At 65.2% G+C, this 13,039-nt stretch carries 12 protein-coding genes and 1 riboswitch; of the genes, 3 read left to right on the forward strand and 9 right to left on the reverse strand.

Features of this window, described 5'->3' with window-relative positions; genetic code table 11:
* Window positions 1-31: 31 nt before the first annotated feature.
* A riboswitch (cobalamin riboswitch) is annotated at window positions 32-234 on the reverse strand.
* A 51-nt stretch (window positions 235-285) separates the two neighbouring features.
* From CDO35_RS19145 to CDO35_RS19185, 9 genes are all read right to left on the reverse strand, one after another.
* Window positions 286-717, reverse strand: a complete 432-nt coding sequence (locus CDO35_RS19145) for a PaaI family thioesterase (RefSeq protein ID WP_099526238.1) — start codon at window positions 715-717, stop codon at window positions 286-288.
* 12 nt (window positions 718-729) lie between these two features.
* A complete protein-coding gene (locus CDO35_RS19150; protein ID WP_099526239.1) occupies window positions 730-2,379 on the reverse strand; it encodes an acyl-CoA dehydrogenase family protein in 1,650 nt (549 codons plus the stop codon).
* Window positions 2,376-3,017, reverse strand: a complete 642-nt coding sequence (locus tag CDO35_RS19155; protein WP_099526240.1) for a TetR/AcrR family transcriptional regulator — start codon at window positions 3,015-3,017, stop codon at window positions 2,376-2,378. The genes CDO35_RS19150 and CDO35_RS19155 overlap by 4 nt, the downstream gene beginning before the upstream one ends.
* A gap of 108 nt (window positions 3,018-3,125) precedes the next feature.
* Window positions 3,126-5,534 carry a hybrid sensor histidine kinase/response regulator gene (locus CDO35_RS19160; RefSeq protein ID WP_099526241.1) on the reverse strand — a complete coding sequence of 803 codons (2,409 nt, stop codon included), beginning with the start codon at window positions 5,532-5,534 and terminating at the stop codon, window positions 3,126-3,128.
* A gap of 91 nt (window positions 5,535-5,625) precedes the next feature.
* Entirely contained in the window at window positions 5,626-6,516 is an 891-nt protein-coding gene (locus CDO35_RS19165; RefSeq protein WP_099526242.1) for an ABC transporter substrate-binding protein, read from the reverse strand.
* Window positions 6,513-8,489, reverse strand: a complete 1,977-nt coding sequence (fhuB, locus tag CDO35_RS19170) for a Fe(3+)-hydroxamate ABC transporter permease FhuB (RefSeq protein ID WP_099526243.1) — start codon at window positions 8,487-8,489, stop codon at window positions 6,513-6,515. The genes CDO35_RS19165 and fhuB overlap by 4 nt, the downstream gene beginning before the upstream one ends.
* Window positions 8,490-8,491: 2 nt before the next feature.
* Complete coding sequence (locus tag CDO35_RS19175) at window positions 8,492-9,259, reverse strand: ABC transporter ATP-binding protein (RefSeq protein WP_099526244.1); 768 nt, start codon at window positions 9,257-9,259, stop codon at window positions 8,492-8,494.
* Window positions 9,253-9,999 (reverse strand): siderophore ferric iron reductase, encoded by a 747-nt coding sequence (locus CDO35_RS19180; protein ID WP_099526245.1) that lies wholly within the window; start codon window positions 9,997-9,999, stop codon window positions 9,253-9,255. Before CDO35_RS19180 ends, CDO35_RS19175 begins: the two co-directional genes overlap by 7 nt.
* A 90-nt stretch (window positions 10,000-10,089) precedes the next feature.
* Entirely contained in the window at window positions 10,090-11,250 is a 1,161-nt protein-coding gene (locus tag CDO35_RS19185) for an MFS transporter (RefSeq protein WP_099526246.1), read from the reverse strand.
* Window positions 11,251-11,393: 143 nt separating this feature from the next.
* On the opposite strand from CDO35_RS19185, the gene CDO35_RS19190 reads away from it, so the two are divergent.
* The 3 genes from CDO35_RS19190 to CDO35_RS19200 all read left to right on the forward strand — a co-directional run.
* A complete protein-coding gene (locus CDO35_RS19190) occupies window positions 11,394-12,191 on the forward strand; it encodes a hydroxymethylpyrimidine/phosphomethylpyrimidine kinase (protein ID WP_166432424.1) in 798 nt (265 codons plus the stop codon).
* A complete protein-coding gene (gene thiE, locus CDO35_RS19195) occupies window positions 12,188-12,811 on the forward strand; it encodes a thiamine phosphate synthase (protein ID WP_099526248.1) in 624 nt (207 codons plus the stop codon). Before CDO35_RS19190 ends, thiE begins: the two co-directional genes overlap by 4 nt.
* A 22-nt stretch (window positions 12,812-12,833) precedes the next feature.
* On the forward strand, window positions 12,834-13,039 hold a 206-nt coding region (locus CDO35_RS19200), incomplete at its 3' end, for an aminotransferase class III-fold pyridoxal phosphate-dependent enzyme (RefSeq protein WP_143507350.1).

The following is a 13,039-nucleotide window of genomic DNA, read 5'->3' on the forward strand; positions in this document are numbered from 1 at the left end:
ACCGCGCGACGATTCGGATAGAGGGTGGGCGGAACGCCCGTTGTCGATGGCAGGTCTCCTGGCTCACGGCTTGGCACTCCGCCCGCCTTCCCGACCGAAGTCAGTGGCATGAGGGCATCGTTCGCCGCTTACAGTTGCGGGGGCAGCCAGGGCATTGGCGAGATTCGCCGCACCCTGTTCCCTTTTCATCCGCGTCACGTACGTGCACGCAGAACCATCAGCGGCAAGATTACTCGCCTGCCCGGCTAAAAAACAGCGTGCCGGGCAATCACATTCGGGCCTTGCTCAGGCCGGCAGCGTCACCACGGCCATGGTCACCGAAGCCTTGCTGTACAGGCGTTTCTCGCCGTTTTCCTCGCCGAACACCTCGGCCTCGACCACAGTCGCCTGGCGCCCGGCCTTGAGCACCTCGGCGCGGCAGAACAGGCGTTCACTGCGCGCCGGGCGTAGCAGGTTGACCTTGAACTCCAGGGTCAGCACCGTCTGCCCCTCGGCCACCAGCGTCGCGGCGGCAGCACCGGCCGCATGATCGGCCAGAGTGGTCTGTACACCAGCGTGGATGAAACCGTTCTGCTGCAGGTGGCGCGGCTGGATATCCAGCTCCGCCTCGACCCAACCTGGGCCGCAGTCGGTAGCTCGAATGCCCAGGTCGTTGATGAAGTTGGCATCGGCGAAGCCTCGCTCGACCAACTCGCGATAACGCGGATGTGCTTGCATGCGGGCCTCCGGTCAGGCCAGGTGCGGCGTGCTACGCGCCAGCAGCGCCTCGACGTCGACACCGCGTGGCAGGGTGCCATAGACGCGGCCACGGCCATCCAGGCGGCTGGTGATAAAGGCATCGGAGACGGTGGCGTTGCCCGCCTCCAGCAGCAGCTTGGCCTGCAGCGCCACAGCCATGTCTTCGGTGAGCTGGCGCGCGCGGTACTGGATATCGGCGGTATCGGCAAAATCGGCTTTCAGACGCTGGATATGTGCCTTCAGGCGAGCATCGCCATGGCCATCGCCCAGCTCGGCGAACAGCGCATCGAGCACGCCGGGCTCCTTGGACAATGCGCGCAGCACGTCCAGGCATTGCACGTTGCCGGAGCCTTCCCAGATCGAGTTGACCGGCGCTTCGCGGTACAGGCGCGGCAGGATGGTTTCCTCGACGTAACCGGCGCCGCCCATGCACTCGCTGGCCTCGTAGATCATTTCCGGCGCGCGCTTGCAGATCCAGTACTTGCCCACGGCTGTGACCAGACGAGCGAATTTGTCTTCCTGCGCGTCATGCTGGTGGTCGAGCGCGCGCCCCATGCGCATGCACAGCGCCAGCGCGGCTTCGCTCTCCAGCGCCAGGTCAGCCAGCACGTTCTGCATCAACGGCTGGTCGGCGAGCAGCTTGCCGCCCACCTGACGATGCGCGCAGTGGTGCGCGGCCTGGGTCAGCGCCTGGCGCATCAGGCTGCTGGAGCCGACCATGCAATCGAAGCGGGTCATGGCCACCATCTCGATGATGGTCGGCACACCGCGGCCTTCCTCGCCGAGCATCCAGGCGAAGGCGCCGCGGTACTCCACCTCACTGGAAGCGTTGGCCCAATTGCCCAGTTTGTTCTTCAGGCGCTGGATGTAGAACGCGTTGCGCGTGCCGTCCGGGCGGTGACGCGGCAGCAGGAAGCACGACAGGCCCTTGTCGGTGTAGGCCAGGGTAAGGAAGGCGTCGCACATCGGCGCCGAGCAGAACCATTTGTGCCCGACCAGCTCGTAGCCTTGCCCCGGCCCGCCAAGGCCGATGGGATAGGCGCGGGTGGTGTTGGCGCGCACGTCGGTGCCGCCCTGTTTCTCGGTCATGGCCATGCCGATGGTGACGCCGGTCTTCTGCTCCATCGGCAGGTTGCGCGGGTCGTACTCGGTGGCGAGGATCTTCGGCAGCCACTGCTCGGCCACGTTGGGTTGCAGGCGGATGGCGGGCACCGCGGCAAAGGTCATGGTCAGCGGGCAGCCACTGGCGGCCTCGGCCTGGCTGTGCATATAGGTCAGACCGGCGCGTGCGACGTGCGCGCCGGCGCGCGGGTCGGTCCAGGGCAGCGACGGCAGGCCGTGCTCGACCGCCGTACGCATCAGCTCGTGGTAGGCCGGATGGAACTCCACCAGATCGATACGATTACCGTAGCGGTCATGACTCTTGAACACTGGCTTGTTCTCGTTGGCGAGAAAGCCGGCCTGCATCAGGGCACCGCCGGCCAGCGCACCATAGGCGCTCAGGCGCTCGTCTGCCCAGGCGCCGTCATAACGACGAGTCCACTCCTGCAATGGCAGATCGAGGCGATAGAGGTTGGCGCCATCCAGGCTCGGCACCTGGTTGAACACCTCGTGGGTTTCGGCATGCAGGCTGGGTCTCATCGCGTGGGCTCCTCGGCGCCGACGGCGCGCAGGCAAAAGGTGGCAAGGCTGGCGCTGACCTGCGCCAGTTCCAGGGTGGGTTGACCGGCCTCGCGCGCGGCGCGAGCAGGTGGCGACAGAGGGCCGACCAGCGCTTCGGCAATCGCGCCGACCAGGCAGGCCGCCGTCAGACCGATCTGCTCGACGCGAAATTCACCGGCCCCGGCGCCCTCCTCCAACAGATCGATGAACAGTTCGGCATAGGCTTCGCGGTAGAGCAGGCGCTGCTCATCGACCTCCGGGTCGACCGGCTCGGCGATCAGCGCAAAAGCCAGGCGGCGGCTGTGCCAGGCTCGGGCGGCGAACTGCTCAAGACCGATGCGCAGGCGCTCACTGGCGCTACCCGGCCCACGCAGGGCGGCGGCCAGGGCATCCACTTCACGCTGACTGGCAGCGGCGAAGACCTCGGCGGCCAGTTCGCCCTTGCTACGAAAGTGGCGGTACAGACTGCCCGTGGCGATACCGACATACTCAGCCAGCGCCTGCATGGTCAGGGCGGCGAAACCACCCTCTGCCACTCGCAGCAAGGCGCAGTCGAGAATGCGCTGGCGCTGCGCCTGATCGCGGTCGAGTCGAGCTTCGGTGATGCGATAAGCCATGGTCTGAATCCTGATTCACTTGCATGCAGTGAATCAGGATTCAGACCATGGCTAAAGGGACGATCCGGCCAAATCTGCGGCCTATCCCAAGAATGAGGCTGCGGGGTGTCAGAGCGGAGCGGCGCCACCGGAAACCGTGGCTGGACGGCAGAGCACCCAGTCGTGCAGCAGCACGCGCAGCTCCTCGAACTTCACCGGCTTGGCCAGGTAATCGCTCATCCCGGCGGCCAGGCAGCGTTCGCGGTCACCGCTGTGGCTATGGGCGGTGATCGCCAGCACCGGCAGTTCGGCGCACCCCGGCAGGGCACGCAGTGCGCGGCAAGTGGCGAAGCCATCCATCACCGGCATCTGGCAATCCAACAGCACGGCATCGACGCTTTCACTGCGCAGCAGCTCCAGCGCTTCGGCACCGTTGTCGGCGGTGCGCACGCGGTAGCCCAGCTTGAGCAGCATGCCGCGAGTCACCAACTGGTTGATCGCATTGTCCTCGACGATCAGCACCGTGCACTGCTGCGCCTGGCGCTGCACCGTGCCGCTCTGCGCACGCGGCGGACGCACGATCGGCGCCGCCTGCTGCTGCGGCAACGTCAGCGGTACGTTGAGACGAAAACGGCTGCCGAATCCGGGCTGCGACTCATGGCTGAGGCTGCCGCCGAGCAGGTCGACCAGTTGCCGGCAGATCGCCAGGCCAATGCCCAGGCCGCCATATTTGCGGGTCATGGACCCGTCGAGCTGATGGAAGCGCTGATACAGATCGCCCTCATGAGCGAAGCCAATACCGCTGTCGCAGACCAGCACGCTCAGCGGCAGGTTGCCACCCACACTATCAGCACGGCCGACCTGCAGCGTCACACCGCCCTCGCTGGTGAACTTGATGGCATTGTCCAGCAGGTAGCCCAGTGCCTGAGCCAGCTTGGCGGCGTCTCCCTCCAGGGTATCGGGCAGGTTGTCGTCCAGTTCCAGGGCGAAGGTCAGCCCCTTGTCCTCAGCGCGCGGCGCGTACTGGGCACGCAGGCCATCGAACAATCCACGCAGGCTGAACGCCTCACGCCGTGGATAAAGCTTGCCGGCCTGCAGTTCGGTGAGGGCGAGGATATCGTTGACCATGCGCATCATGTCGCGCGCGGAGGTCGCGGCGGTCTTCTGGTACTGCTCCAGCTCGATGTCCATCTTCACCGTCTGCATCAGTTCCAGCGAACCAATCACGCCATTCATCGGCGTGCGCAGTTCGTGGGTGACGGTGGCGAGGAACTCGTCCTTGAAGCGGTTGCTGTCGGCCAACTCCTGGTTCAATGCTTCGAGCTTGCGTCCGGCTTCCTGGAGGATGCGCGTGCGCTCTTCCTTCATCGCGTTGATGCGATCAGCCAGGGCCAGCGACAGCAGGCCCACTTCCAGGGCCGAGCCGATCTGGCTGGCGTACATGGTGAGAAAGACATTGGGCAGGTGCCCCAGCACCATCAACGTATTGACGATGCCGCCGACGAGGAACGCCGTCCAGGCGAAGATGAAATAGCGCGCCACGCGCATGCCGCGCAGCCAGGCGAGGATGCCGGCGGCGAAGATCACCACGGTGAACAGCAGGGCCAGGTAGGTGGCCAGGCGCAGCGCGGTCGCGTAACTGATGCACAACGCCAGGACCATCACCACGGCGCCGCAGGCCATCAGCAGCAACAACAGACGGTCGACCCAGGGACTGTGTTCCGAGGTATGCAGGAAGCTGCGCGCGAACTGGCAGCCGAACAGGGCGGCCGAGCCGATCATGAAGGGCGTGGCGGCGTTGGCCCACCAGGGGCTGTTGGGCCAGAAGTACTCGATGCCGGCACCGTTCACCGATATCTGGTAAAGGCCGAACGAGGCGATGTAGAGGATGTAATAGAGGTAACTGGGGTCGCGGACGCTGAGGAAGATGAACAGGTTGTAGACCAGCATCACCAGCAGTACGCCGTAGATGATGCCGAGCACATAGATGCGCCCCGGCTGCTCCTCCAGATAGGCATTGGGTGCCCACAGGGTCAGCGGCGCCTGGATCGAGCCCTGGCTTTCCAGGCGCAGATAAATGCGCTTTTCCTGGTTTGGCTCGAGGTTCAACTCGAAGAGGTAGTTGTTCTGGCGGATCTGCCGACTATCGAAGGGCAAGGCGTCGCCAGTGCGTTGAGCCAACGCGAAGCCGCCCGCTTCATCCGGCAGATAAAGTTCCAGGTGATCGAGCGGTGGGTAGGCCAGTTCCAGCAGCCAGTTGCGCGCGCCCGGCGCCTGCTGTGGCAAGTAGTGCAAATCCAGCCGCAGCCAGAACACAGAACGCGAATAGCCGGCATTGAGCACAGGCTTGTCATGCAGGCGGAAGCTGCCTTGTACAGCCGGCGAGGCGATATCGTCGATGCTGGCATCGCCACGTACGTCTTCGAACACGTACATGCTCTGCCCCAGCGGCAGGGCGCGAGTCTGCTCGTCGAAGGTAACAGCGCCCACGAGCGAAGGAAGAACGATGCTCACGATGAGCAGGAGCAGCCGGTACATACAACTCCAGAACCCTGTCGAACGACGCCCAGGCCCCCATTAGCCCATCAGATGGCGCCGCCACGCACGGCAGACTTATATTCTAATCGCTCTACTCTAGGGGCTGTTGGGGCGCTTTTCCAGATTCAGACGGCAGTTTAAGCAGCGCCTCACCTATCGCCTCAGCCAGGTACTGCAGGGAAAACACCCCGCCGTAGGTCCAGGTCGAGGGCATCGCGGCGAAGCGCTGCTCGCGCACGAACGGCATGGCCTGCCATAGCGGTGAGGCGAACAACTGCGCCTCTTGGGGGAAGGGTTCGATATGCAGCACCACGCCCTGCTCGATCCTCCCCAGGGTGGTGATCGGCACCTGAGTGATGCCCCAGGGGCTCGGCGGCAGGTCCAGTGCCGGCTGCAGGCCGAGCAGCGCCAGCGCATGTTGCGGCATGGAGTTGGGGCCGTTGATGAGGGCGGCGGTCGGCGACGAGAAGCGAATCACCGTGACGGCCGGCAAGTGCTCTGCGTAATGGGCCTGCAGCCGCTCACGCCATTGCGCCAGCTCGGCGTCCATCGCCTGCAGGCGCTGCTCGGCCAACACCTCGCGCCCCAAGGAGCGCGCCAGGTCGAGAAACGCCTCGCGCTGCACCTGCTGATTGTCATGCTGCTGGCTGAAGCCCTGATACACCTGTACCGGCGCGATACGTTCGAGCAACGGGCGAATGTCTTCCAGCACCGGTGGAATGACGATCAGCTCAGGCTGTAACTCGGCCAGCAACTCAAGGTTGGGCTCCAGGCGCGAACCGCTCGACGGCACGCCTTCAGGCAGCGTCGGCCTGACCACCCAGGCGCGGTAGTCACCGGCATCGGCCACGGTCAACGGCGTCACGTCGAGCATCAGCAGATGCTCTGTGGCCTCCCAACTCAGTGCAGCGACCCGTGGCGCATTACTCGCCCAGGCAGGCGTCAGCCACAGCAGCAGAAGGCCGAGCAAGCAACGCTTCACGTCAACCTCCCACGGATTAACAAGAAGACGAAGTAACCGCCACACAGCACCGAGGCAACAATGCCCACCGGAATCTGCAACGGGAATATCAGGGTGCGGCCCACCCAGTCCGCCAACAGCATCAGCACCGCGCCCAGCGAGGCTGCCAGCAGCAGTTGCGGCAGTACCCGGCGCGCGCCGAGCATCACCGCGATATGCGGGGCCAAAAGCCCCAGAAACGCCACAGGCCCGAGCAGGCTGGTTACCAACGCACACAGCAGCGCCACCAGCACCAGCAACGCCAGACGCAAGCGCGGCACGTTCAGGCCACGGCTGGCGGCTACCCCGTCGCCGATACCGATCAGCGTCAGGGCTCGCTGAAACAGCAGCGCCAGCGCGCCGAACAGCAGCACGCCCAGCGTCAGCCCCAAGGCCTGCGCCGGTGTAGCGCGGTAGGTAGAGCCAGCCAGCCAACCGAGCAACGCGAACGAGTCGCCACTGCCCTTGGCCAGCACGAACTGCAGCGCCGCGTTGAGCAGCGCGCCAAGGGAAATCCCCAGCAGCGCCATCAGCGCTGGTGAGTAGCGATGACGCCGCCCCAGCAGCATCAACACCGCCAGCACCGCCAGGCTGCCGACGAAGGCCGCCAGCGGCGCGACCGCGCCTAGCAGCGCACCACCGAAGATGATCAGCGCGAGCATCACCGCCAGCGTGGCCCCGGCGGAGAGCCCGAGGATATCCGGGCTGGCCAGCGGGTTACGCAGCAGACGCTGCAGCAGCAGGCCGGAAATCGCCAGGCCGGCGCCGGCCGAAGCAGCCGTGAGCACACGCGGCCAGCGCAGCGACCAGACCAACGCCGACGGCCACTCAAAACGCCAGCCATTGATACCGCGCGCCAGCCCGAGCGCCACGGTAAGCGCCAACAATGCGAAGACCGCCACCCACAGTGCACTGCGCCAACCGAAGTGCTCGGCGCCGCGCGGCAGTTGCAGACCACGCGGATCTTCCGCAGCCAGGTGGCGGCGCGCCAACCACAACAGCACTGGCGCCCCGATCAATGCGGCGGCAGCACCACTGGGCACCAGTTGGCCACTGAGACGATTGGCCAGCAGTGCCAGGGCGTCGGTGCTGAGCAAGAGCAAGGCGCCAAGCAGCGCGCTGTAGAGAAGCTCGTCTCGCGCCGTGCGGGCGCCGAGCATCTTCGCCATGTTCGGTGTGAGCAGGCCGATGAAACCGATCAGGCCGACCGCCGTGATCGACACCGAGCACAACCACAGCGCTGCCAGAAACAGCACCAGCATCACCGGCCACAGCGCCAGGCCACGGCCCTGGGCAGCATCGCCGCCAAGCTGCAGCAGGCTCAACGGCCGCGGCGCCAGGATCAGCAGCGGCAGCGCCAGCAATAGCTTGGGCCACAGCCACTGCACCCAGTGCCAGTCGATCTGCGCCAGATCACCCGCGCCCCAGACGAACAGCCCCTGGGTGTACTGGTTGTTGATCAGTACCAGCCCGGCAGCCAGGGCGCCGAACAACAGGTTGATGGCCATGCCACCCAGCACCAGCGGCAGCCCGCCAATACCGCTGCGCCCGGCAATCAGCAGCACCAGGCCAACCGCCAGCAGCGCACCGAGCAGTGCCGCCCACTGCCCGTGATCGGCCGCGAAGGTAGGCACCAGCAAGGTGGCCAGCACCATCCCGAGCCAGGCCCCGGACGAAGCGCCGATAGTCATGGGCGACACCAGGCGATTCTGGGTGATCTGCTGCAGCAGGCTGCCGGACAGGCCCAGCGCAGCGCCCGTCAGCAGCGCCATGCTCAGCCTGGGTAGAGCCGACAGTTGCAGCTGCAGAAACTCGAAGCTGTGCTCGGCAGAAGCAAGCATCGTCCACAGCTCGAATGGAGCGAGATCGGCCGCCAGCCACAGGTGCAGGAGTGCCAGCGGCAGCAGCGCGAGCAGTGTCAGAAGGTGGCGTGACGGCGCCGAAACTGCAGCCATGCTCAGGCCACCACGGCAATCTTGCGGGCGCTGCCGGGCTGCTCGATCAGTTCGATGTTGATGTCGTAGAGCTGGCTGAGCAACGCCCCGCTGAGCAGCTCCTCTGGGCTGCCATCGAAGAAGATCCGTCCCTGCTTGAGGGCGATCACCCGATCAGCATGCCGTGCGGTGAGGTTGATGTCGTGGAGGATGGCGACGATGCCGCGTCCGCTGTCGCGATTGAGCTGGCGCAGCAGGCCCATCAGCTCGTACTGGTGCGCCAGGTCCAACGCCGAGGTGGGCTCGTCGAGCAGCAGCAGGGGCGATTGCTGGGCCAGCAGCATGGCGATCCAGGCACGCTGGCGCTCGCCACCGGAGAGGCTGTCGGCCAGGTGATCGGCGTAATGGGCGACATCGGTCTGGGCCAGCGCCTGATCGACCGCCGCATGGTCCTCGGCGCGCCAGCGGCCGAGCAATCCACGCCAGGGAAAGCGCCCCAGGCGCACCAGCTCGCGCACGGTCAGGCCGGCGACGTCGGGCAGGTGCTGCGGCAGGAAGGCCACGCGCTGGGCGAAGTCACGGGCGGAAAAACCGGCCAGGTCGCGCTCATCGAGCTGCAGCGAGCCTCGGGTCGGCTGTAACTGCCGCGCCAGCAGGTTCATCAGGGTCGACTTGCCCGAGCCGTTATGGCCGAGGATCACGGTGAAACGATCACCTTCCAGGTGCAGGTCGTCCACTGCCAGCGTCACCCGCTCGCCACGACGCACTTCGATATCACGCAGATTCAGCATGCCTGAGCCAGCTCCTCACGCAGGCGCACCAGGCGCTCGTCACGACGCAATTTCGGGCAGGTGCTGCACAGCTCGCCGTCGCAGCGGCGAAAATGCTGGCAGCAGGCCTTACGCTCCAGGGTCAGGCAGTCACGTCCATCCTCCAGGCGCACTTCCAGCAGCTCACTACCACCGCGCAGCCCCAATGCCTCCAGCCAGCGCGCCGACAACCCTCGCAGTTGCTGGTTGTCCAGGTTCAGTTGACGCTGCACCAGCAGCAACGCGGCCAGCACAAAGTCGGCTGCCAGCCGCTGAGCCAGCTTGCCGTGGATGCTCTGCACCTGACAGAACTCGACATGCTGGCGGCGCAGCAGGTCGGCTAGTTGGCTGCCAGCAAGGTTGATCAGCTCGTCTTCTGCAGCCCGTTGCGGGCAGTGATCGGGAAGACAGAAGCCCAACACCACACCACTTTGAACATCCTGCCCAAGCGTCGACAGACAGGGCATACGCTGCGCCAGATGCACGCCGAGCAAGGTCAGGTAGATGGGTTGCCAGACCAGGTAGGTCCAGCTGCGCACCGTCCAGTAATGCGGCCCGGCTTCGGGGTGAGCCTGGCGCCAGTGCTGATAAAGCGTAGCGATACGCTGTGCGTTGCCATCGCTGCCGCAAACCAGCAGATCAGCCTCGGCATCACCGATACGGCCCTGCAGCCCAGGCAGACTGCGGGAGATCACGTCGAGCAAGTGGTGAAGGTCGTGCATCGCGGCGAACCCGGATGATGGAAGCAGTGCGAAGGGCGAATTTAATCATTGATACGCATCTGCATCAAATTATCATTCGCCACTCAAGACTCACGCAGTCTTGGGTTTTCGCACCAGCAACGGGAACAGCGCCGCAGTCAGCAGCAAGCCGACAGCACCGACCCAGAACGGCATGGCCTGGCCGTAGTGGCTGACCAATAAACCTGCGCCATAGGCCGAACCCATATTGCCCAGGCACTGGAAGATATTGATCTTGCTGAAATCTACCGCGTAGTGCTCTGGCGAGCTGAGTTCGAACAGCAAGGCATCCAGACGCACGGTGACTTGATACAGCGCCCAACCGAACAGCACTCGGCCGAGCAGGATCAGCCACTGATCACCAAACCCCTGAATAAAAGTGGCTGCCGCGCCCAACAGCAGACCGGCAAGAATGCCGTCACGGGTGTTGCCTTGCTGGGTAGCGCGGCGCCCCCACCACAGCGCCAACACGGCCACGGCGCCGGGCAGCGCATAGACGAAGCCGGCCGCCATCTCGCTGTTCCAGTGCGCCACCTGCTGCCAATAGACGGCAAAGAACGGCCGGGTCACGTAACCCACGAAGTAGAACAGCAGCATCACCAGGCACAGGCGGTAGATCGCCGGCAGGCTGCGCGACTCGTTCTTCACCGGCGCCTCGTCGCTTGCCGGCTGCTCGCCTGGTGCCGGCAGGTAGCCACGCACCAGGTGCATGCAGATGGCCATCTGGATGAAGTCGCCAGCAGCCATTACCAGGAACACGTCGCCAATGTTCATGATCTGCAGGATCAGGCCGCCCAGCGCGGCACCGAGAATGGCGCCGAAGTGCACCACCACCGACAACGTGCCGATGGTCTGGGTGTGGTTGTCCTGCTGCTGCAGGCTCATCACGTAGGGGTACATCAGCAGGTAGCTGCCCTTGAACACCACCATCAGCAGCGACACCACCCAGAACAGCGGCAGCGAGTCGATGAAATAGCAGGCTGCGGTCAGGCTGCCGGCCATCAATTGCGCGCTGATCAGAATGCGCACCGGGTGCACGCGCTTGGCCAGGCGCGCCCAAAGCGGGAACACCGACATCACCACCAGACTGACCACCGCCAGATAAAGGCCGACATGCTGCTCCGGCGGGTTATCGAAACGCTCGGCGAAATACTGCGGGTAAAAAGGAATGATCAGGTTATCGGTGATCACCGCCAGGGCGGTCATCATGATCAGGCAGGTACGCAGCGTCATTGGAGGCATTCGGGCAAGGCGGCAGGGGCGCGCATGATGCCACTTCCAGACCAGCTAATGCCAATACAGACGAGAATCAGAAAGGCTAGCAACTGGCATGGCGTGCAGCGACTTCAGGCCTGTTAGTGATAAGCTCGCGCACCATGAAAACGCCAAACTTCCGCCCCGTAGTGCTCTGCATGTCCGGTCACGACCCCAGTGGTGGTGCCGGCCTGCAGGCTGATATCGAAGCCCTGCTGGCTCAAGGCTGCCACGCCGCCCCGACGGTGACCGCCCTGACCGTGCAGGATACCGTCAACGTCTCCGACTTCCGCGTGCTCGACCGCGACTGGGTACTGGCCCAGGCCCGCGCAGTGATCGCCGACATGCCGGTGGCCGCCGTCAAGCTGGGCATGCTCGGCTCGGTAGAGATGGTAGAGAATGTGCTCGAAGTGATGAGCCAGCTGCCTGGCGTACCGCTGGTCTGCGACCCGGTGCTGCGCGCCGGCGGCGGCGGTTCGCTGGGCAAGGATGACGTCGGCTATGCCATGCGCGAACGCCTGTTCGCCGTGTCCACCATCGCCACGCCGAACCTGCCGGAAGCGCGCATCCTCGCCGAACTGCCGGAAGGCAGCGCCGACGAGTGCGCCGAGAAACTGCTGCCCTTCATCGAGCACCTGCTGATCACCGGCGGCCACGGCGACGAAGCCGAAGTGCACAACCGCCTGTACAGCCGCGATGGAAGTCGCCACACCTTTACCTGCGCACGCCTGCCCGGCAGCTACCACGGCTCCGGCTGCACCCTGGCCAGCACCCTGGCCGGTCGCCTGGCGCTGGGTGAAGAACTGGTCAGCGCGGTGAAAAGCGCCCTCGATTACACCTGGTGCACCCTGCGTGACGCCGAGCAACCCGGCCACGGCCAGTATGTGCCACGCCGCCTGCCACTGGATTACGGCCAATGAGTCTGCGCGGCCTCTACGCCATCACCGATACCCCTCTGCTGGCGGGTGGCAAGCTGCTGCCCTACGCCGAAGCGGCGCTGGCTGGCGGCGCGCGCTTGCTGCAGTACCGCGACAAATCAGGCGATGCGATACGCCGCTTCGATGAAGCGCAGGCACTGGCCGAACTCTGCCAACGCCACGGCGCTACGTTGATCATCAACGACGACCTGGAACTGGCTGCGCGCCTGGGCGCCGGCCTGCACCTGGGTCAGACCGATGGCTCGCTGGCCACCGCCCGCATCCGTCTCGGTACGGATGCAGTCATTGGCGGCACCTGCCATGCCCAGTTGGAGCTAGCCGAGCGCGCCGTCGCCGAGGGCGCCAGCTATATCGCCTTTGGCCGCTTCTTCAACTCCAACACCAAACCCGGCGCCCCGGCTGCCACCGTGGAGCTGCTGGATCAGGCCCGCGCGCGCTTTGCCCAGCCCATCGTCGCCATCGGCGGCGTGACCCTGGAAACCGCACCCGGCCTGATCGCCCGTGGCGCCAGCATGGTCGCCGTGATCCACGCGCTGTTCGCTGCCGACTCCGCCCTTGAGGTGGAAGACCGCGCCCACGCCTTTGCTGCGCTGTTCGACTGATTCGCTTCCAGAGAGACCTGCCATGTCCCGCTCCGAAATCCTCTTCGCCAACGCCCAGAAACACATCCCCGGCGGCGTCAACTCGCCGGTGCGCGCCTTCCGCAGCGTCGGCGGCACCCCGCTGTTCTTCAAGCATGCCGAAGGCGCTTACGTCGTGGACGAAGACGACAAGCGCTACGTCGACTATGTCGGTTCCTGGGGCCCGATGATCCTCGGCCACAGCCACCC

It is taken from the genome of Pseudomonas sediminis (genome assembly GCF_002741105.1).
Classification (GTDB): domain Bacteria; phylum Pseudomonadota; class Gammaproteobacteria; order Pseudomonadales; family Pseudomonadaceae; genus Aquipseudomonas; species Aquipseudomonas sediminis.

Bases quoted from the DNA above. Each gene is read 5' to 3' on its own strand.
- CDO35_RS19190 (WP_166432424.1), top strand. From the start codon at position 11,394: ATGAAAACGCCAAACTTCCGCCCCGTAGTGCTCTGCATGTCCGGTCAC.
- CDO35_RS19180 (WP_099526245.1), bottom strand. From the start codon at position 9,999: ATGCACGACCTTCACCACTTGCTCGACGTGATCTCCCGCAGTCTGCCT.
- CDO35_RS19155 (WP_099526240.1), bottom strand. From the start codon at position 3,017: ATGGCTTATCGCATCACCGAAGCTCGACTCGACCGCGATCAGGCGCAG.
- CDO35_RS19175 (WP_099526244.1), bottom strand. From the start codon at position 9,259: ATGCTGAATCTGCGTGATATCGAAGTGCGTCGTGGCGAGCGGGTGACG.
- CDO35_RS19150 (WP_099526239.1), bottom strand. From the start codon at position 2,379: ATGAGACCCAGCCTGCATGCCGAAACCCACGAGGTGTTCAACCAGGTG.
- CDO35_RS19160 (WP_099526241.1), bottom strand. From the start codon at position 5,534: ATGTACCGGCTGCTCCTGCTCATCGTGAGCATCGTTCTTCCTTCGCTC.
- CDO35_RS19185 (WP_099526246.1), bottom strand. From the start codon at position 11,250: ATGACGCTGCGTACCTGCCTGATCATGATGACCGCCCTGGCGGTGATC.
- CDO35_RS19145 (WP_099526238.1), bottom strand. From the start codon at position 717: ATGCAAGCACATCCGCGTTATCGCGAGTTGGTCGAGCGAGGCTTCGCC.
- fhuB (WP_099526243.1), bottom strand. From the start codon at position 8,489: ATGGCTGCAGTTTCGGCGCCGTCACGCCACCTTCTGACACTGCTCGCG.
- thiE (WP_099526248.1), top strand. From the start codon at position 12,188: ATGAGTCTGCGCGGCCTCTACGCCATCACCGATACCCCTCTGCTGGCG.